The organism is Micromonospora cabrerizensis (genome assembly GCF_022230955.1).
Taxonomy (GTDB): domain Bacteria; phylum Actinomycetota; class Actinomycetes; order Mycobacteriales; family Micromonosporaceae; genus Micromonospora; species Micromonospora cabrerizensis.
The window spans coordinates 52401-71732 of sequence record NZ_JAKKFI010000001.1 but is presented as its reverse complement, the minus strand read 5'-3'; the positions used below and the strand labels follow the sequence as shown (position 1 = coordinate 71732).

The 19332-nt window shown below is 74.4% G+C and carries 18 protein-coding genes; 11 read left to right on the top strand and 7 right to left on the bottom strand.

Going from position 1 to position 19332, the window contains the following annotated elements:
* Positions 1-10 precede the first annotated feature (10 nt).
* The 3 genes from LADH09A_RS00325 to LADH09A_RS00315 all read right to left on the bottom strand — a co-directional run bounded on the left by LADH09A_RS00325 (position 11) and on the right by LADH09A_RS00315 (position 3091).
* The gene (locus tag LADH09A_RS00325) at positions 11-1816 is read right to left on the bottom strand and encodes a Y-family DNA polymerase (RefSeq protein WP_238642496.1); all 1806 of its coding nucleotides are present in this window, start codon (positions 1814-1816) and stop codon (positions 11-13) included.
* Positions 1813-2538 carry a DnaE2-dependent mutagenesis accessory factor ImuA' gene (gene imuA', locus LADH09A_RS00320; RefSeq protein WP_238642493.1) on the bottom strand — a complete coding sequence of 242 codons (726 nt, stop codon included), beginning with the start codon at positions 2536-2538 and terminating at the stop codon, positions 1813-1815. Before imuA' ends, LADH09A_RS00325 begins: the two co-directional genes overlap by 4 nt.
* Before the next feature lie 103 nt (positions 2539-2641).
* Entirely contained in the window at positions 2642-3091 is a 450-nt protein-coding gene (locus tag LADH09A_RS00315; protein WP_088949400.1) for an SAV_6107 family HEPN domain-containing protein, read from the bottom strand.
* 625 nt (positions 3092-3716) lie between these two features.
* Here LADH09A_RS00315 and LADH09A_RS00310 point away from each other — a divergent pair.
* Genes LADH09A_RS00310 through LADH09A_RS00280 form a run of 7 tightly spaced genes read left to right on the top strand, consistent with a single transcriptional unit; the run spans position 3717 to position 11175 of the window.
* Positions 3717-4205, top strand: a complete 489-nt coding sequence (locus tag LADH09A_RS00310; RefSeq protein WP_238642491.1) for a YbaK/EbsC family protein — start codon at positions 3717-3719, stop codon at positions 4203-4205.
* Positions 4206-4210: 5 nt separating this feature from the next.
* A complete protein-coding gene (locus tag LADH09A_RS00305; protein ID WP_238642585.1) occupies positions 4211-4972 on the top strand; it encodes a monooxygenase in 762 nt (253 codons plus the stop codon).
* Complete coding sequence (locus LADH09A_RS00300) at positions 4969-5520, top strand: GNAT family N-acetyltransferase (protein WP_238642489.1); 552 nt, start codon at positions 4969-4971, stop codon at positions 5518-5520. The genes LADH09A_RS00305 and LADH09A_RS00300 overlap by 4 nt, the downstream gene beginning before the upstream one ends.
* Positions 5517-6416, top strand: a complete 900-nt coding sequence (locus tag LADH09A_RS00295) for a carotenoid biosynthesis protein (protein ID WP_238642487.1) — start codon at positions 5517-5519, stop codon at positions 6414-6416. The genes LADH09A_RS00300 and LADH09A_RS00295 overlap by 4 nt, the downstream gene beginning before the upstream one ends.
* Positions 6413-7540 carry a glycosyltransferase family 2 protein gene (locus LADH09A_RS00290; RefSeq protein WP_238642485.1) on the top strand — a complete coding sequence of 376 codons (1128 nt, stop codon included), beginning with the start codon at positions 6413-6415 and terminating at the stop codon, positions 7538-7540. Before LADH09A_RS00295 ends, LADH09A_RS00290 begins: the two co-directional genes overlap by 4 nt.
* A gap of 11 nt (positions 7541-7551) precedes the next feature.
* The gene (locus LADH09A_RS00285; RefSeq protein WP_238642483.1) at positions 7552-9039 is read left to right on the top strand and encodes a phytoene desaturase family protein; all 1488 of its coding nucleotides are present in this window, start codon (positions 7552-7554) and stop codon (positions 9037-9039) included.
* Positions 9040-9093: 54 nt separating this feature from the next.
* Positions 9094-11175, top strand: coding sequence for a hypothetical protein (locus LADH09A_RS00280; RefSeq protein WP_238642481.1), 2082 nt, complete (start codon positions 9094-9096; stop codon positions 11173-11175).
* A 34-nt stretch (positions 11176-11209) separates the two neighbouring features.
* Here the strand turns inward: LADH09A_RS00280 and LADH09A_RS00275 are convergent, their stop codons facing one another.
* The gene (locus LADH09A_RS00275) at positions 11210-11899 is read right to left on the bottom strand and encodes a CDP-alcohol phosphatidyltransferase family protein (protein ID WP_238642480.1); all 690 of its coding nucleotides are present in this window, start codon (positions 11897-11899) and stop codon (positions 11210-11212) included.
* A 44-nt stretch (positions 11900-11943) separates the two neighbouring features.
* Complete coding sequence (gene metF, locus LADH09A_RS00270; RefSeq protein WP_238642478.1) at positions 11944-12861, bottom strand: methylenetetrahydrofolate reductase [NAD(P)H]; 918 nt, start codon at positions 12859-12861, stop codon at positions 11944-11946.
* A gap of 249 nt (positions 12862-13110) precedes the next feature.
* Here metF and LADH09A_RS31535 point away from each other — a divergent pair, with 249 nt between their 5' ends.
* On the top strand, positions 13111-13500 hold the full coding sequence (locus LADH09A_RS31535) for a helix-turn-helix domain-containing protein (RefSeq protein WP_308194435.1): 390 nt from the start codon (positions 13111-13113) through the stop codon (positions 13498-13500).
* Between the two features lie 9 nt (positions 13501-13509).
* Positions 13510-14592: a polyprenyl synthetase family protein gene (locus tag LADH09A_RS00260; RefSeq protein WP_238642477.1), complete on the top strand. Its 1083-nt coding sequence runs from the start codon at positions 13510-13512 to the stop codon at positions 14590-14592.
* Positions 14593-14743: 151 nt separating this feature from the next.
* Here the strand turns inward: LADH09A_RS00260 and LADH09A_RS00255 are convergent, their stop codons facing one another.
* Positions 14744-15133: an Rv2175c family DNA-binding protein gene (locus LADH09A_RS00255; RefSeq protein ID WP_238642475.1), complete on the bottom strand. Its 390-nt coding sequence runs from the start codon at positions 15131-15133 to the stop codon at positions 14744-14746.
* A gap of 199 nt (positions 15134-15332) precedes the next feature.
* On the opposite strand from LADH09A_RS00255, the gene pknB reads away from it, so the two are divergent.
* A complete protein-coding gene (gene pknB, locus LADH09A_RS00250) occupies positions 15333-17318 on the top strand; it encodes a Stk1 family PASTA domain-containing Ser/Thr kinase (protein ID WP_238642473.1) in 1986 nt (661 codons plus the stop codon).
* The gene (locus LADH09A_RS00245; RefSeq protein WP_238642471.1) at positions 17318-18202 is read left to right on the top strand and encodes a deoxyribonuclease IV; all 885 of its coding nucleotides are present in this window, start codon (positions 17318-17320) and stop codon (positions 18200-18202) included. The genes pknB and LADH09A_RS00245 overlap by 1 nt, the downstream gene beginning before the upstream one ends.
* Before the next feature lie 82 nt (positions 18203-18284).
* Here LADH09A_RS00245 and LADH09A_RS00240 read toward each other — a convergent pair whose 3' ends face one another.
* The gene (locus LADH09A_RS00240; protein ID WP_238642470.1) at positions 18285-19319 is read right to left on the bottom strand and encodes a threonine aldolase family protein; all 1035 of its coding nucleotides are present in this window, start codon (positions 19317-19319) and stop codon (positions 18285-18287) included.
* Positions 19320-19332: the final 13 nt, after the last annotated feature.

The following is a 19332-nucleotide window of genomic DNA, read 5'->3' as shown; positions in this document are numbered from 1 at the left end:
GGCTGGACGCTCAGTCATAGATCGCCTCCACCAACCACTGCCCGGCCTCGACGGCGAGCAGCAGGGCGGTGCCGTCGGCCAGGCAGACCTGGAACCGTGCCCGCCGCCGCGCCTCGGCGGGGGCCCACCACCGCTCGTCCACCGGCCACGGGCCGACCCAGCCGACGATCTCCGCCGGCCGGCCGGTGCCGACCACCAGCCGGGCTGGTGGAGCGCTCACCGCCAGCCGCGCGCTGATCACCACCGCCTCGCCGGCGGCGTCGTGCACGGTCGCGGCGAGCGGGCTGGGCAGCACCATCGCCGGTGCGGGCGCCGGAAGCCGGCCGGGCCACGGTGGAACCCCGCCCGCGCTGTGGTCGGCGGGCCGACCGGCACCGACGGCCCGGCCGCCGCCACTGGCGACCGGCCCACCGGGCAGCGATGCCGGGGCGGAAGGCGCGACCGGCCCACCGGGCGGCGATGCCGGAGCGGTACGCACGACCGGCCCACCGGACAGCGACGCCGAGCCGGAAGGCGCGACCGACCCACCGGACAACGGCGCCGAGCCGGAAGGCGCGACCGGCCCGCCGGGCAGCGGTGGCGGGCCGGGACGCGCGGGGAGGCGTTCGTCGCCCCACGGCACCAGTCGCACCTGGTCGGCTGGGGAGCGCCCACCGCCGAGCACCGCGGTCACCACCGCTTCCGGACCCAGGATGCCCTGCACCCGGCTCAGCGCCCGGTGCGCCCGTTCCCGCTCCTCGCCCGTCTCCCCCCACAGGCCGGCCTGTAGACCGGCCTGGGCGATCACCCCGTCCGGGATCAGTCGCAGCCGGATGATGCCGGCCGTCGGTCGGGCCGGTCGGGCGCCGGCGCGGCCACTGCTGCCGGAGAGCCAGCCGTCGAGCTGCCAGCGCACCCGGTCGGCGATGGCCGCGGCGGTGAGCAGGCCGTCGTGCCGCCACACCCGGTGCAGTTCCTGGCCGTGCTCGGTGACCGCCTCGATGCCGAGCCGGGTGCAGGCCAGCCCGTGCCCGGCCAGCCGCTCATGCAACTGCTCAGCCAACGCCCGGGCCACGAACGCCGCCACGTCGACCCGGTCGATCGGCTCGTCCTGCTCGGCGGTCACCGTCAGGTCGGCCGGCGGCTGCCGGACGGCGAGTGGGCGGTGGTCCCGCCCGGCGGCCAGCCGATGGGCCAGCGCACCGTCGAACCCGAACCGGGCCAGCACGTCGCCAGCCGGCAGCGCGGCGAAGTCGCCGAGAGTGCGCACACCGAGCCGACGCAGCAGGTCGGCCAGCGCCGAGCGGCCGAGCGCCTCGACCGGCAACCCGGCCAGGAACTCGGGTGTCCCACCCGGTGCCACCACCCGACCGGCGCGAGCGGCCAACCCGGCCGCGAACACCCCGTCGGCGATGCCCACCTGGCTCTCCACCAGGCACGACTGGGCGACGTGCTCGATGATCCGCTCGGCGGCCGCCTCCTCGCCACCGAGGTAACGGCTCGGCCCGCGGGCGGCCACCGCGCAGGCCCCCGGACGGACCACCTCGACGCCGGCGACCAACTCCTCCACCGCGGCGACCACCGGCTCGAACGCCCGGGCGTCCCGACCCGGGTCGTAGTCCACGACGGTGAGCTGCGGGCAGCGACCCTGCGCCTCCCGTTTGCGCAGCCCTCGGCGCACCCCCTCGGCGCGGGCCCGCTCGGAGCAGGCGACCACCCGGTTGGCGTGCAGCACGGCGACCGGGCCGGTCGCCGGCACCCCGTCGACAATCTCGGCGGCGAGCACCGGCCAGTCCGGGCACCACAGCAGCAGGGTCCGTGCCGGCGTGCCGGTCACTCCCGGCCGACCAGGGCGAGCGGCGCGGTCGGACGGCCCACGGTCGACGGCAGCACACGCGGGATCACCCGGGTCAGCTCGTCGCCCGGCAGCCAGACCTTGATCTCCTTCGGTCGGGCGGCCGCCCCGCGCCCGCGCGCCGAGACGGTGACCTCCCGACGGCGCAACCGCCCCCGGCCATGCCCGAGCCCCTCCCAGACTCCACGGACCACCTGCAACGTCACGTCCGCGCCGTCCCACCGGCCGTACGGGACGAGCACGCTGCCGCGCTGTCGCGCCCGGGCGGCCAACCGGGTGGCGACCGAGGCGGAGACCGCGGCCGGCACTGTGGTGACCACGACGTCCACCCCGTCGATCAGCGCGGCGACCACGGTGGCCCACTCGGGGCCGGGATTCGGCACCAGGGCCAGCCGGTCGAGAGCGATGCCCAGCTCGGCGGCCGCGCCCGCACCGAACGTCGGGACACCGACCACGGCGCACCACGAGCCGGCCCGGGACGCCTCGGCGAGCAGTGCCAGCATCAGCGAGGTGCCACCGCTGCGGCGGGGCTGGCCGGCGGCGACCGCGATGGTGCTGCCCCGGCGCAGGCCCCGGTTGGGCAGCAGACCGGTCAGCTCGGGCACCACCGGCAGCACCCGGTGGCCGCCGACCTGGTCGGGCGTGCTCGCCGGGCGCACCAGATCGGCCAGTGCGGCGGAACCGACCACCATGCGGCCCGCCATTGGACCAACTCCCCCGTCGTTGCTGTGGATCAGATCAGGACCGGCACGCCGTGCCACCGGCCGCCCGGCTCCCCCCCGCGGGGCGGCCGGTGGCACGGCGGGATCAGGCGGCGAGGCCGTCCAGGGCCGGCTGGTGGGCCACACCGAGTGCGGTCTCCACCACCGTGACGAACTGTTCGGCGGCACGAAGCAGATCGTCGGCCTCCCGGGCGCTGACCACCCGGGGGATGCCGGCCTCGGCGGCAGCGCGTTTGCTGGCCCCGGCGGCGAAGAACCGGGACCACTCGTCGAGCTCCGGAGCGACGGCGCAGAGGAGGACCCAGACGCTGGTGATCCGGTTGCGTCGACTCGGCGCGGGCCGGGCACGCGCGGCGAGCAGTGCGGCCGCCGCGCGCAGCGCCGCCAGGTGGGCAGCCGCGTAGCGCAGACCGTCAGGTCGGGTCTGGCCGGCCTCGACCAGCCCACGCCGGGCCAACGTGAGCAGCTGGGCGGGGGTGCGGTGCGGCAGCACGTGCGCCGGCACCGTCGGTGCCTGAGCCGAGTTGGTCGGCATGGATGTCTCCTCCACATGGCCGAGGCGTCGCCCCGGCGCGCTGATGCCGCCGACGAGACGCCGAGGTCGAGTGGTGCGGAGGAAGACGCACCGGGTGTGGCCGGCCGGGTGTGGATGCTTCCCCACACCACACCCGGCCGGCGTACCGGCGGGTTCGTCGCCCGCCGCCCGGGGGTCGTGGGCGGCGAGCGACGATCCTGCCTGTCGGGACCAGGCTCGCGACTGCCCGGAAACCCAGGTGCGGCCCGCGGAGCCACACCGCCCGGAGCTGGCGCCGCGAAACGCCGCGCTCCGGCTGGTTGGAACGGGCGTTCGAGGCAATCGAACACTCGTTCTAACTGCTCCTGACAGTACACCTCCCCTCCGACGAAAATGCAACGTGTGACGCGCCGCCCCTGCGTACCGGGCGCGGCGGCTCCGCTCGGGGTCGGACAGTCGGGCAGGTCGAGGTCGGTGGTCAGACCGGCCGCCACGCACCAGCAGGGCCTGAACCGTCGGGTACGAGGCAGTCCGTGCAACATCAGGGATGGTGCTGCCTCCCGCGCGCCGGAGACAGCACCATCAGGGAAGTCGCGCGAAGGGCGTCGGCTGAACCCGCCACCGACGGACCGGGAAGAATGGCGACATGCAGCCACACCCGAACGTACGAGCGGTGCAGGACGCGCTCACCGCCGTCGGCGCGCTCGACGGCGCTGGTGAGCCCAGCACGGTCCGTCTGCTTCCCGACGCGGTGCACACCGCCTCGGCGGCCGCCGAGGCGCTCGGCGTCGAGGTGGGCCAGATCGCCAACTCACTGATCTTCGACGCGGACGACGCGCCGCTGCTCGTGCTCACCTCCGGTGCGCACCGGGTCGACACCGCCGGCCTGGCGGCGTCGCTCGGCGTCACCCGGCTGCGCCGGGCCACCCCGGAGTTCGTGCGGACGCACACCGGGCAACCGATCGGCGGCGTCGCCCCACTCGGGCACCCGCACCCGCTGCGCACCCTGGTGGACACGGCGCTGACGGCGTACCCCGAGATCTGGGCCGCGGGTGGCGTACCGCAGGCGGTCTTCCCGACCACCTACACCGAGCTGCTGCGGGTCACCGCCGGCACCCCGGCCGAGGTGGCGTGAGCGAGCTGAGCGAGTCAACCGGCGAGCCCGGCAGCGCCGCACCGGAGCTGGTCACGCTGCACGTGTGGCGGACCTCCCGCACCGCGCTGCCCCGGGCGCTGACCCGGATGGCGGTGGACCCACGCCGGTTACGCGCCCTCCCGGGCGCCCGGTTCGGCAAGCTGCTGGGCACCGGGACCGGCACCGGATTCGGGCCGGGAGACGCCGACCTGACCCGGTGGGCGGCGCTGACCGTCTGGGACTCCCCCGCGGCGGCGGCCGGCTTCGACGACTCGACGGTCGGGCGTGCCTGGGCGCGCATCGCCCACGCCTCCGCCCGGGTCGACCTGCGCCCGCTGACCAGCCGGGGCGAGTGGTCCGGCCAGCGGCCGTTCGGTGACCCGCCGGGTGGCCGGGTCACCGGCCCGGTGCTGGCGCTGACCCGGGCCCGGCTGCGGGCCCGCCGGGCAGCCACCTTCTGGCGGGCGATCCCCCCGGTGGCCGCCGCCCTGCGCGACGCGCCCGGGCTGCTGGCCCGGTTCGGGGTCGGGGAGGCGCCGCTGGGTTGGCAGGGCACGGTGAGCGTGTGGCGCGACCCGACGGACCTGGTGGCGTTCGCGTACCGTCACCCGGAGCACCGGGCGGCGATCATGCGAACCCCCACCGAGGGTTGGTACGCGGAGGAGTTGTTCGCCCGGTTCGAGGTGCGCGACGTGGTCGGCGACCGGTCGGTGCTCGGATGGGTCGCCGACGGCGGCCCGGAAACGGTGAAGGGTGGACGGGCATGAGGTTGGTGCGCTGGACGCCGGACGATCTCGTCCGGCGGCTGGACGACGTGGTGACCGTCTACGGCGAGGCGATGGGATACCGCACCGACCTGCTGGAGGCCCGGCGCGGCTACATCGCCACCCACGTCCGCCGGCCGGGTTTCCGGGCGGTCGCCAGCCTGACCAGCGAGGGTCACCTCGCCGGCTTCGGCTACGGCTACCTGGGCGCCTCCGGTCAGTGGTGGCACGACCAGGTGCACCGGGCACTGGACGCCCCGACCCGGAAGCGTTGGCTCACCCACTGCTTCGAGGTGGTCGAGCTGCACGTCCGGCCACCGGCGCAGGGGCACGGTCTGGGTGCCGGCCAGTTGCGCGCGCTGCTCGGCATGGCCGAGGGTGACACCACGCTGCTGTCCACCCCGGAGGCCGACGAGCAGACCTCCCGGGCCTGGCGGTTGTACCGGCGCTTCGGGTTCGTCGACGTGCTGCGCGACTTCCACTTCCCCGGCGACGAGCGGCCGTTCGGCGTACTCGGTCGGGACCTGCCCCTCGAGCCACCGGCGTCATGACCCGGCGGATCTCCTGGGCGCTGCTCGCCGTCCTGGTGCTCGCCCAGATCTGCTACCCGCTCACCACCGGCGCCACCAGGGCGGGGCTCACCGTGGCCACCGTCGTGCTCGGGTGGCTGCTCTCGGTCGGCCACGCGCTGCTCAGCCGGGGCCCTCGGGTGGCGGCGGCGCTGGTCGCGGTGGCCACCGGTGGCGGGTTCGCGATCGAGGCGATCGGCGTAGCCACCGGTGTGCCGTTCGGCAGCTACGACTACTCCGGTGAGCTGGGCCCCAAACTGGCCGGAGTGCCGCTGATCATTCCACTGGCCTGGACCTGGATGGCCTGGCCGGCCTGGCTGGCGGCGGTCCGGCTGACCGGCGGCGGCGCGTCGCGGGCCAGCGACAACGACGCGACGGCCGGCGGCGGGGCATCGCGGGCCAGCGGCAACGGCGCGACGACCGGGCTGTGGGTACGGCGGATCGCGTTGGCCACCGTGGGGCTGGCCGCCTGGGACCTCTTCCTCGACCCGCAGATGGTGGCCGAGGGCTACTGGGTCTGGCGGGACGCCACCCCGGCGTTGCCCGGCCTGCCCGGCATCCCGGTCAGCAACTACCTGGGCTGGCTGCTCTTCGCGGTGCTGATGATGAGCGCGCTGCGCCCGCTGGCCGGGCCGGCCGCCGAGCACACCGATCGGCGGGACCACCCGATGGTCGCGCTCTACCTGTGGACGTACTTCTCCAGCATCCTGGCCCACGCCGTCTTCCTCGACCTGCCCGCCTCGGCGCTCTGGGGCGCCGCCGGCATGTCCGTGACCGCGGTACCGCTGGCGGTGACCCTGCTGCGTGCCCGCCGGGCTCGCGACACCCGCCCGGAGGACCACCAGCCGCACCGGCCCGGCGTCGACGCGACCCGATGAGCGTCCTGCTCGCCCTGCTCGTCGCCGTCGCCGCGTTGACCGGGCACACCTGGCTCAACGCCACCCGCTGGCTGCGTCGGCCCACCGACCGGCCCGACGAGGTCGACGAGCGGGTCGCCGTGCTGCTGCCGCTGCGCGACGAGGCCACCCGGGTCACGCCCTGCCTGCGCGCCCTGCTCGCCCAGCGCGGCGTACCCGGGCTGCGCGTCGTGGTCCTCGACGACGGGTCCACCGACGGCACCGCCGACGTGGTCCGCGCGGTGGCCGGCGACGACCCCCGGGTCACGCTGCTCACCGGGGTCGCCCCGCCGCCGGGCTGGCTGGGCAAGCCGCACGCCTGCTGGCAACTGGCCACCCGGGCCGACCCGGACGCCACCGCGCTGGTCTTCGTCGACGCCGACGTGGTGCTCGCCCCGCACGCCGTGGCCTCGGCCGTCACCGAGCTGCGCGCCGCCCGCGCGACGCTGCTGTCGCCGTACCCCCAGATCGTGGTAGCGACGGCGGCCGACCGGCTGGTGCAGCCGCTGTTGCAGTGGCTCTGGCTGACCTTCCTGCCGCTGCGCGCGATGGAGCGCTCGTCGCGGCCGTCGCTGGCCGCGGCGGGCGGCCAGTTCCTGGTGCTGGACCGGGCCGGCTACACCGCCGCCGGCGGGCACGCCGCGGTCGCCGACAAGATCCTGGAGGACGTCGAGCTGGCCCGGGCCGTCAAGCGGGCCGGCGGGCGGATCGCCCTGGCCGACGGCTCCCGGCTGGCCGCCTGCCGGATGTACGACGACTGGCCGCAGCTGCGCGACGGGTACTCGAAGTCGCTCTGGGCGTCGTTCGGGCACCCGGGAGCGGCGGCGGTCGTGGTGGCGTCGCTGCTGCTGCTCTACACGGCGCCGCCGCTGATCGCGCTGGTGGGTGCGGCGACCGGCGTGCCGGGGGTGGTCGCGGTGGGCGTGGTCGGCTACCTGCTCGGGGTGGCCGGGCGGGTGCTCACCGCCCGGGCGACCGGTGGCCGGTGGTGGCCCGACGCGCTCGCACACCCCGTGTCGGTCGTGGTCCTCGGTTGGCTGACCCTGCGGTCGTACCATCTGCGAAAGCGACGCCGCCTGACCTGGCGGGGTCGCCCGGTCAGCTAGGAGGACGCGGCATGGCGCGGATCGTGGTCGTCGGCGCCGGGGTGGGTGGCCTCGCCACCGCCGCCCGGCTGGCCGCCACCGGGCACCAGGTGACCGTCTTCGAGCGGGCCGAGGCGGTCGGCGGCAAGCTCGGCCGGTACGCGCACGAGACCCCGGCCGGGTCGTTCCACTTCGACACCGGGCCGAGCCTGCTCACCCTGCCCGAGGTCTTCCACGACCTGTTCGAGGCGACCGGGGCGAAGCTCGACGAATACCTGGACCTGGTGCCGCTGGACCCGATCGTCCGGCACGTCTTCGGAGGCGACGGCCCGGCACTGGACTCGTGCGCCGACCCGGTGGAGTTCGCCACCCGGGTCGGTGCCGCCTTCGGCGATCGGGCGGCGGCCGACTGGCAGCGGCTGTGGCGCCGGGCCACGCGGGTGTGGAACGCCTCCTCGCGGGACATCCTGCGCCGTACCGTCGACTCCCCCCGTGACCTCGCGTCGCTGGCCTGGCGGGTCGGTGACCTGGCCGCCATCGCCCCGGGCCGCACCCTGCGTGGCCTGGGCCGCCGGCACCTGTCCGACCCGCGGCTGCGGATGATGCTGGACCGGTACGCCACCTACACCGGCGCCGACCCGCGCCGGGCGCCGGCGGCGCTCGTCGCGGTCCCGTACGCCGAGCTGGCCTTCGGTGGCTGGTATCTGCGCGGTGGGCTGGGCACGCTTGCCGACGCGCTGCTCACCCGCTGCCTGGACCTCGGCGTGGTCGTGCAGACCGACGCCACGGTCACCCGGATCGACGCCACCGGTGGCCGGGTGCACGGGGTACGCCTCGCCGGTGTCACCGCGCCGGTGCCCGCCGACGTGGTGGTGGCCAACGTGGACGCCCTCACCGTCTACCGTGACCTGCTGCCGCACCCGCGTCGGCTGGCCGGGCTGACCGACCGCAGCCTCGCCGGCTTCGTGCTGCTGCTCGGGGTCTCCGGCAGCACCGGGCTGGCCCACCACAATGTCTTCTTCCCGCGCGACTACGACGCGGAGTTCGACGCGGTCTTCGGCAACCCCGGGCGCGGCGTACGGGCCCGGCCGGCGGCCGACCCGACGGTGTTCGTCACCGTGGCCGACGACCCGATGGTCCGCCCGGCCGGACACGAGGCGTGGTTCGTGCTGGTCAACGCCCCTCGGCAGGGCACCGCGGCGGGCGCTGTCGACTGGCGGCGGCCGGGGCTGGCCGACGCGTACGCCGATCGGATCCTGGACGTGCTGGCGCGGCGCGGCGTGGACGTGCGCGACCGGCTGCTGTTCCGCGAGTTCCGCACCCCGGCCGACCTGGACGCGGCGACCGGCGCGCCGGGTGGCTCGATCTACGGCACCGCCGGCGGGCTGCTCCGCCCCGCCAACCGGGGCCCGGCCAACGGGTTGTGGCTGGTGGGCGGCTCCACCCACCCCGGCGGCGGGTTGCCGATGGTGACCCTGTCCGCGCAGATCGTCGCCGACGAGATCGGCCCTGCCTGGTAGGCGCTGTCGCCCAGGTGCTTGCGACGACGTCCACCGCACCCGAAGGTGAGGGCCATGGATGCCGCATCGGGTCGGTGGCAGGCGCGCCTTGAGTCGCTGTTCGAGACATCGGACGCCCTGTGGGGGCGGATCGACGCGCGGCTGGACGCGGCGGCGGGACAGTCACCCCGGGCCTGGCTCAGATACCTCGCCGTCGCACTGGCCGGCACGCTCACCCTCGCCGGGCTGCTCCAGCTGCTGCTCGCCGCCGCGCTTCGTGGCGGCGACGGGTGGCGGTGGTGCGGAGTCGCGGTGGCCGGTCTGCTCGCGCTGCTGCTGCTCGGGGTCGTGATCCGCAACGTCGTCATCTCCATCGTCGAACCCGCACACCGACGCTCGTTGCTGGTCGCGTTGCTGACCAGCGCGGCGGCCGTGCTGACCAGCGTCGTGGCGTTCGCCGCCGCCACCGTGGCGCTGGCCGGTGGCCAGGCCGGCCTGGTCCGGGCCGAGCGGTTCTACCTGTGGTGTCTGGTCGACGCCGTGCCGTTGCTCGATCTGCCGCGCCGGATCGGGTGGACCGAGCCGAACATCCTCACCGGGTTGGACGGGCGCCTGCTCGTGCTGGCCTTCACCGTCACCGTGATCCCGCCCCTGGTCCGGCTGGTGGTGGCGGTGTACGAACTGGCCGAGCGCAGTGCCGGGGAACGCCGCTACGCTCGCGCGATCGCGGAACGGGTACGGGGTCCCCGACCGTACGCGTTCGTCGACAGCTTGCTGCCCCACTCCGCCGCGCTGGTCGCCGCGGCGGCCGTGGCGTGGAGCTGGCTCGTACCGTGGACTGGTGTCGGCCCGCAACTGCTCTCCCGGTCCGGCATCGCCTTCCTGGCCGCCCTGGTCGGGGTGGCGATCGTGGCCGCGGTGGCCGCCGCGACGGTGGAGCTGCTGTACGAGCAACCTCTCACGTTGACCCTGGCGGCCGCCGTCGGTCTGGTGTGGTTCGACACCGCCGTACGCCGTGCCGCGTTCCCCGGTCTGGTCGAGGTCGGCACCTGGGGCAGGATCGGTGCCACTCTGGCGATCTGGGCGGTGCTGTCGGTCCTCGTGCTGATCATCTGGGCAGAGCCCGAACTGCCCCAGACAGCGCTGGCGCTGGTCCTCGTGCTCGGCTTCGTCGGCGCGGACCCGCCCCTGTCCCGGTGGCTGGTCAGCACCGTCGAATGGCAGCCATGGGGCTTCGCGCCGGGGCCGGCGCTGGCCGCCGCGGGCGTCGGTCTGACCGTCGGATACCTGGCCCATCTCATGTTCCAGTTGCCGCGCCTCGCCCGGATGGCGGGCACCTTCGGGCTGGGGCCGATCGGCGTGCCGGTCCGCGTCCAGCTGCGCGCCTATCTGTACGTCGCGACGCAGATCGTCATCGTCGCCGGCGCGACCCTGGCGGTGTTGGAGTCCACCGACGCGGCCGGTCGCACCGGCAGCGCGGACCGTTCGGGTGCGGCCGTGGCGCTGCCCGCAGCGCTGTGGCACGTCACCGACTCACTGCCCGGGCCGGACGTCGTGGGCATCCTGCAGTGGCGACTGACAGCCGACGTCACCGGCCGCTGGGCCGGACTGACCGTCGTGGTCGCGCTCCTGGCCATCATCGTGTTCGCGGTCTTTCCCGCGATCCGCACCACCACGATGTGGGCGCGGTTGAGCGTGGACCGGCCCGGTGCCGCGCCGCCGCTCGTCCAGGTGCCGGCCGGCCTGCTGCACCGACTGCGGGCCGCAGTCGACCGGATGGCCGAGTCACCGCCGCCCGAACAGGCGACCGGCGTCGCCGGCCCCCGCGACCCGCTGCGCCGGATCACACCGTCCGCGGTCACCGCGTTCCCGGCGTCGGCCGAGGTGGAGCAGCATCTGGTGGCGGCGGAACTCGACCGGCGCGTCCTGCTCGACCTCTTCGGCGCCGAGTCACCGATCCACCTGGCCGCCGGCGTCGCGATCGACACGACCACGGCGGTCTACCGGACCCGGGTACCGGCCCGAGGTCTGCTGCCCGCGCCCCGATGGAACACCCCCGAGGTGACGCTCGACGACGCCCGAACGGCAGTGGATGCCTTCGAACGGCAGCTGACGACTCCGTACGAGATGGTGGTGGGCGTGGCTCCTCCCGCCTGAGGTCGGGCGGGAGTCCCGAACAGCGCCGCGCCGCTCAGCCGGCGTCGAGCAGGGCGCGGCGGATGGTGGAGAGCAGCTGCCCGAGGCCGAAACCGGCCAGCAGCACCCACACCGCGGTCGCCATGGTGATGGTGCCGGCGGCCAGGTCCGGCTCGATCAGCCCGGCCAGCCCGGCGACCAGCAGCCCGGCCAGCGCCACCGAGACCCGGGTGGGACGTTCGCCCACGGTGACCGCGCCGATGTCGCGCATGCCGGCGGCGACCGCCCGGGCCCGGACGTACTCGTGCAGCCAGGACAGCGCGCCGCCCGCGACGACCAGCGCGCCCGGTGCTCCGACCAGCCAGAACGCCAGCAACCACGCCACCTCACCGAGCCGGTCGGCGACCGAGTCGTAGACGTAGCCGAGCCGCGTGGTGCGGCCGGTGGCGACCGCCACCGCACCGTCCACGCTGTCCGCCACGGCGGCCAGCAGCACGAACAACGCGCCCAGGAAGGGCCCGCTCCCCGGGCGGGTCACCAGCAACGGTACGCAGAAGCAGAGCAGCACCCCGGCCACGGTGACCGCGGTCGGGCTGACCCGCAGCCGGCCCAGCACATAGCCGACGTGGTACGCGAACCGCAGCCAGGCGCGGACCACCGGCGCTGCGACCCGAGGGTCGAACCCGCCGTGCAACCGCGCCCACGCCGTGGCGTACTGATCCCAGTTCAGCTGTGTGCCCACCACGGATCAACCGTCGTGCCGGGCATCAGGTGTCGCAGAACCAACGTTCACACCCGCGCGCCGGCCTTCAGGTTCTGCCAGACCTCGCGGGTGGCGGTGGACCGGTTGAGGGTGATGAAGTGGATCCCGGGCACGCCCTCGTCCAGCAGTCGGCGGCACATCTCGCTGGCCTGCTCGACGCCGAGCCGGCGGACGGCCTCCGGGTCATCGGCGACACGCTCGAAGCGGGCCGCCAGCGCCGACGGGAAGGGCGCACCGGACAACTGCACGGACCGCTCGATGGTGCGGATCTGGGTCACCGGCATCACCCCGGCCAGGATCGGGGTGTCGCAGCCGGCTGCGGCCACCCGGTCACGCAGCCGCAGGTAGTCGTCGGCGTCGAAGAACATCTGCGTGATCGCGAACTCCGCGCCGGCACGGCACTTGCGGACGAACTGCGCGGTGTCGCTGGCCACGTCGGGCGAGCGGGGATGTTTGTACGGGAAGGCGGCCACGCCGACGCTGAAGTCGCCGGCATCGCGTACCAGGCGGACCAGGTCCTCGGCGTAGTCGACGCCCTCCGGGTGGCGGATCCACTCACCGCCCGGGTTGCCCGGCGGGTCGCCGCGGACCGCCAGCACGTTGCGCACTCCCACCCCGGCGAGCCGGCCGATCACGTGCCGCAGCTCGGCGACGGAGTGGTCGACCGCGGTCAGGTGGGCCATCGGCAGCAGGGTGGTGTCGGTGGCGATCCGCTCGGTCACCGCCACCGTGGTGTCCCGGGTCGTCCCGCCCGCGCCGTACGTGATCGACACGAACGACGGGCGCAGGGACTCCAGCTCGCGGATGGCCTGCCAGAGCAGCTTCTCCCCGGCCTCGGTCTTGGGCGGGAAGAACTCGAACGAGAAGGTCGGCTGGCGCTCACGGATGAGCTCCCCGATCGCCGGTTGCGGATTGGGGAGGACCGAGGGAAGACCGAGCGCCACGACCCGACTCTAGCGGGCGACGCCACCGCGACCCAGGCGCTTCCCACCCGGTGACCCCTGCCGCTCTGCGCGCCCCGGCCCGCTGGGCGCAGGGGTGTCGTACCCCCGGGGTAGAAATGGGTGGCGTGGGAGGGGCGGCGGGGGCGGCTCCGGGGTCTCGCGCGGGGGTCAGCAACCGAGCGGTGACGCCGGTCCCGGCCAGGTCGGGCGGGCGGGTCGTCACCGCACCGACGCCCGCCAGGAGGACCCGTGATCCCACCCGCAGCGCCGCGCCCCGCGCAGCTCGGGCCGCTGCTGGCCTGCTGCCGGCTGTCCCGCGGCTGGAGCCAGCAGCGCGCCGCCGCCGAGTTGTGTGCCGCCTCCGGGGTGCCGACGCTGAGCCGACACGAGGTGTCCCGCTGGGAACGACAGCGCCGCGTGCCCGGCGGTTTCTGGCTCGGCTGGCTCGCCGTCGTCCTGGACGTGCCGCTGGTCGCGCTCGCCGAGGCCGCCGCGGCCACCCGCCGGGCCGGGTCGACCCGGGCCGCCGGGCCGGGCCGCGCCGCACGGGTCGGCACGCCACCGGCGGGGCGCACCGGTCCGGGCCGCGCCGGCGGGACTACGCGTGGCGGTGGAGCGCGGGCCAGGGCGACCCGCTAGCGTCGGGGAGTGACCCACGCTGCTCCCGTGTCTCCCGTCGACCGTGCCGGCCTGCGGCAGCGGGTCGACAAGGCCCTCACCGAGTTCCTGGCCGGTCAACGGGTCCGGCTCGCCGCCGTGGACGACGCCCTGGTGCCGGTGGCCGAGGCGATCGAGGCTTTCGTGCTCGGCGGCGGCAAGCGGTTGCGTCCGGCATTCGCGTACTGGGGGTTCCGGGGCGCCGGCGGGGTGGACGGCGACCAGGTGCTCACCGCCCTGGCCGCACTGGAGTTCGTCCAGGCCAGCGCCCTGATCCACGACGACCTGATGGACCGCTCCGACACCCGCCGCGGTGAGCCCGCGGTGCACCGCCGCTTCGCCGCCCGGCACCGGCAGTCCGGCTGGGGCGGCGACCCGGACGGCTTCGGTGACGCAGCGGCCCTCCTGCTCGGCGATCTCTGCCTGGTCTGGTCCGACGAGCTGCTGCACTCCTCGGGCCTGGATCTCCGGGCGTTGGCCCGGGCCCGGCCGGTCTTCGACGAGATGCGCACCGAGGTCACCGTCGGGCAGTACCTCGACGTGTTGACGCAGGCCACCGGGGACACCTCGGTGGAACGCGCCAGTAAGGTCGCCCGCTACAAGTCGGCGAAGTACACCGTCGAGCGCCCGCTGCTGCTCGGCGCCGCGCTGGCCGACGCGACGGCCGACGTGCGGACGGCCTACTCGGCGTACGGGCTGCCGCTGGGCGAGGCGTTCCAGCTCCGCGACGACGTGCTGGGGGTCTTCGGTGACCCGGCGCTGACCGGCAAGCCGGCCGGGGACGACCTGCGGGAGGGCAAGCGCACCTTCCTGGTGGCGGCTGCCGGGGAGACCACCGACGACGCGGGCCGCGAGCTGCTGCGCAGCCGGCTCGGCGACCCGGAACTGGACGAGCACGGGGTGGCCCGGCTGCGCGAGCTGATCACCGCGAGCGGCGCTCTCGCCCGCACCGAACAGCGGATCGTCACGCTCACCGACGCCGCGCTGGCCGCCCTGGCCGCCGTCGACCTCGACACCGAGGCCCGCCAGGCCCTGGTCGACCTGGCCATAGCCGCAACCCGCCGAGCCGACTAACCCCCGACCCCGACCCCCGGCCCCGCCCCCGGCCCGGTCGATCATGAAGTTAGCGGCGTCCGCGACGGCGTGTCGCGTCGCTAACTTCATGATCGACGAGAGCTGGTGGGGTGGGTGGGCCGGAGGTGGGCGGGGGTCGGTCCGGGTGGGGTTAGAAGGCTTGGGCTTGGGCTCTGCGTTTCACCTCGCGGGCCTGGTCACCCGAGAGGGCGGCGGCTGCGGTGGCACCGGGGAGGGTGTCGTCCGGCTCGTAGAGCCAGCGCAGGGCGGCCTCGTCGTCGTAGCCGTTGTCAGCGAGCAGGTTGAGCACGCCGGGCAGGTGCTTGAGCACGGTCTCGTTGGCGACCAGTTCCGCCGGGATCCGGCGGACGCCGTCGCGGCGGACCGCCAGCAACTCCCGGTCACGGATCATCTGGTGCACCTTGCTGATCGACACGTCGAGGCGCTCGGCGACGTCCGGCAGGGTCAGCCAACCGGCCGGGTCGGTGGGTCCGGCGAGCTCCGGGCCGGGCACGGCCTGCTCAGGTACGGGTTCGGTCACCCGACCACCCTGCCACGTCGTCATCACGACGAGCCACCGGCACCCCGGACGACCGATTGGTGCCCGGTTTCGTCCGCATCGCTGACCAGCGGGTGAGCGGCGGGTGAGCGGCGGCGAGCGCGGCGGGACGGACCATTTCGGCGGACGGCTGTAGCATCCTGTTCATCCTTCACCCCCTGGACACATAGACTCCCTGCCGATGGACACTCAGGTCGCCGACACGTTGCTGGGCTCGCTGATCGACGGGCGCTACCGCATTCGCGGTCGCGTGGCCCGTGGTGGCATGGCGACCGTGTACACCGCCACCGACGAGCGCCTCGAGCGCACCGTCGCTGTCAAGATCATTCACCCGACCCAGGCGCCCGAGGCCAGAGCCCGGATTGCCAACTTCGTGGCCCGGTTCACCGACGAGGCGAAGACCATCGCCCGGCTGACCCACCCGAACGTGGTGGCGGTCTACGACCAGGGCACCCACGCCGGCCTGCCGTACCTGGTGATGGAGTACGTCCGCGGCCGTACGCTGCGCGACGTGTTGGCCGAGCGACGCCGGCTCAACCCGGACGAGGCGCTGGCCATCGTCGAGCAGATGCTCGCCGCGATCGCCGCCGCGCACCGGTCCGGTCTGGTGCACCGCGACGTCAAGCCGGAGAACGTGCTGGTCGCCGAGGCACCCACCGGCGGTGTCGCCAACCTGGTCGACAGCGTCGTCAAGGTGGCCGACTTCGGGCTGGCCCGGGCGGTCGAGGCGAGCGCCGACGAGGAGCAGGGCAACCAGCTGATGGCCACCGTGGCGTACGTCGCCCCGGAGCTGGTCACCGAGGGCCGCGCCGATCCCCGTACCGACGTCTACTCGGCCGGCATCGTGCTGTTCGAGATGCTCACCGGCCGCGTGCCCTACGACGGGGACCGCCCGGTGGACGTCGCCTGGCAGCACGTCGACCGGGACGTGCCGGCACCCTCGACGCTGGTGCCCGGCCTGCCGTCGGTCCTCGACGACCTGGTGCAACGGGCGACTCGGCGCGACCCCGGTGCGCGGCCCGCCGACGCCGGCGCGCTGCTGACCGAGGTGCAGGTCGCCCGGGACCGCCTGGGTGACGCCAACAGCCACACCGCCGTGCTCCGCCCGGTGAGCGGCGAGCCACTCTCCCAGCCGACCATGGTGGTCGCGACGGTCCGCCCCGCCGACCGCCCGGCCTGGGCACGGCTGCCCGAGGGGGCCAGCAACCAGGGGCCGGGTCGACGTCGGGCTGCTCCGGAGCCCACGGAGGGCCTGGGGTCCCGACTCGCAGCGCTGCGCAGCACCCTGCTGGCGAGCCCGCGCGGCCGGCTGGCCGTCGCGGCCGTGGTGGTGACGCTGGGCCTGGTGGCCGCGATCGGTGGTTGGTGGTTCGGTGTCGGTCGTTACACCGATGCCCCGCAGCTGGTGAGTCTGAGCAAGGCCGAGGCGCAGGCGCAGGCCGATCGCGCCGGGATCACCCTGAAGTACGGTGAGCCGCGCTTCGACGAGCAGGCACCGAAGGACAGCGTGCTGGAGCAGAGCCCGGCGTCCGCCACCAAGATCGTCAAGGGTGGCGCGATCACCCTGACCCTCTCCCTCGGCCCGGAGCGTTTCCCCGTGCCGGACGTGATCGGCAAGGAGTTCGAGCTTGCCGAGGCGGACTTGGTCAACGTGAAGCTGGTGGTGGCCAAGGGCGCCCCCCGCTACGACGACAGCCTGCCGGCCGGGGTCGTACTGGACACCTCCCCCAAGGTGGGCACCGAGGTCAAACCCGGCGCGAAGATCACCCTCATTCTGAGTCGCGGCCGGGCGCCGGTGTCGGTGCCGAACCTGGTCGGTAAGAGCCTGGCCGAAGCCCGGACCACCCTGGCCCAACTCAACCTGGTGTTGGTGGAGACCTACAAGGACTCCGACAAGCCCCGGGACGAGATCCTCGGCCAGAGCCCCGCGGATGGTGCCGGCGTGGAGAAGGGCACCCAGGTCAAACTGGACGTCAGCAAGGGCCCCCCGGCGATCGTCGTGCCGCGGGTGATCGACCTGCCGTGTCAGCAGGCCAAGCAGGCGTTGGAGGCCCAGGGCTTCCCGGTGACGGTCGTGGTCAACCCGAACGCCGTGGTCCGGATCCAGGTCCCGGGCGAGAATTCGCAGGTGCCGCCGGGCACCCCGGTCACCCTCACGTGCTTCTGATGCCGGCGGTCACCTCGCGTCCGGTGGGCGCGCACACCCCGACCTCCGGTGGGCTGGCCAAGGCCGCCCTGCCGTACGCCGACGCGACCGGCGCCCAGGTGGTGCAGGTCTACGTCTCCAACTCGCGGGGCTGGGCACTGCCCAACGGTGACCCCGTGCAGGACGCCCTGTTCCGTGACGGCTGCGCCGAGCGGGGCATCCCGGCGTTCATCCACGCCTCGCTGCTGGTCAACCTCGGCTCGCCCACCCCGGCCACGGTCGAGAGGTCGGCACAGACCCTGGCGCACGCGCTGCGTCGGGGCGTGGCGATCGGTGCTCGGGCGGTGGTGTTCCACGCCGGCAGCTCGGTGGACGAGGGGTACGCCGAGGCGGCGATGCGACAGGTCCGCCAGGAGCTGCTGCCGCTGCTCGACTGGGCCGCCGACGCTGGCGGGCCGATGCTGCTGGTCGAGCCGAGCGCGGGCGGAGGCCGCTCACTCGCCTCCCGCGTGGAGCAGCTCGGGCCCTACCTGGACGCGGTGGACCGGCACCCGATGCTCGGGGTCTGCTTCGACACCTGCCACGCCTGGGCGGCCGGTCACGACCTGGCGGTCGAGGGCGGCATGACGGCGACGCTGGACACACTGGTGGCCACGGTCGGCGCGGACCGGCTGCGACTGGTCCACGCCAACGACTCGAAGGATCTGTGCGGCTCCACCCGGGACCGGCACGAGAACATCGGCAAGGGCACCATCGGCGAGCCCGCCTTCGCGGAGCTGATGACCCACCCCGCCACCGCCGGCGTCCCCGTCGTCGTGGAGACCCCGAGCGAGAAGCAGATCGGCCACACCGCCGACATAACGACGCTGACCCGCCTGACCCCACCCCCCACCCCACCTCGGTGATCAAGAGGTTTGCGTCATCCGGAGACCGGAATCTGACGCAAAGCTCTTGATCACCAGGCCGTGGAAGGGCGCCGGCCGGAGGTCAGGACGCGGCGAGGACGCGGGGCAGGGCCGCGACCGCGCGGTCGATGGCCGCGTCGTCGAGGCCCAGGTGCGTGACCAGGCGGGCGCTGCGGGGGCCGAGCACCGAGATGAGTACGCCCTCGGCCCGCGCGGCGGCGGCCAGGGTACGCGCGTCCACCGCGTGCTTGGTCAGATCCAGTGCCACCAGGTTGGTGCGGGCCGTGGTGGCCAGCACGCCGAACGGCGCGACCGCCTCGGCGAGCCGGGCGGCCCTGGCGTGGTCGTCGGCCAGCCGGTCGACGTGGTGCGCGAGCGCGTACCGGCCGGCCGCGGCGAGGATGCCGGCCTGACGCATACCGCCGCCCATCCGCTTACGGATCATCCGCGCTCGCTCGATCTTGTCCGCACTGCCCACCACCAGTGAGCCGACCGGCGCGCCGAGGCCCTTGGAGAGGCACACCGACAGCGTGTCGAAGAGCCGGCCGTACTCGATCAGGGGCACCCCGTCCGCGACGTGCGCGTGCCAGATCCGGGCGCCGTCGCAGTGCAGCGCGACACCCGCCTCGTCGGCAACCCCCCGCAGATCCCGCAGGGTGGCCAGCGGAATCACCCCGCCACCGCCCCGGTTGTGGGTCTGCTCGACGGCGATCGCACGGGTGGGAACGGCGAAGTAGCCGTCCGGCCGGATCATCCCGGCCACCGCCTCCGGGTCGATGTTCGCGCCGACCGCAGGCCAGGTCCGCGAGGAGATCCCGCCGTACGCGGCCGCGGCACCGATCTCGTACGTGACCACGTGCGCGTCCGCGTCGCAGAGCAGCTCGTCGCCGGGCGACACCAGCAGTTGCAGGGCGATCTGGTTGGCCATCGACCCGCTCGGGGCGAACAGCGCCGCCTCGTGCCCGAACAACGCGGCGACCTCGGCCTCCAGCGCGTTGACGGTCGGGTCCTCGCCGTAGACGTCGTCACCGACCTCGGCGGTGGCCATCGCCTCCCGCATCCCGGCGGTGGGCCGGGTCACCGTGTCGGAACGCAGGTCCACAAAAAGATCAGCCACTGTCGTCCTTTCG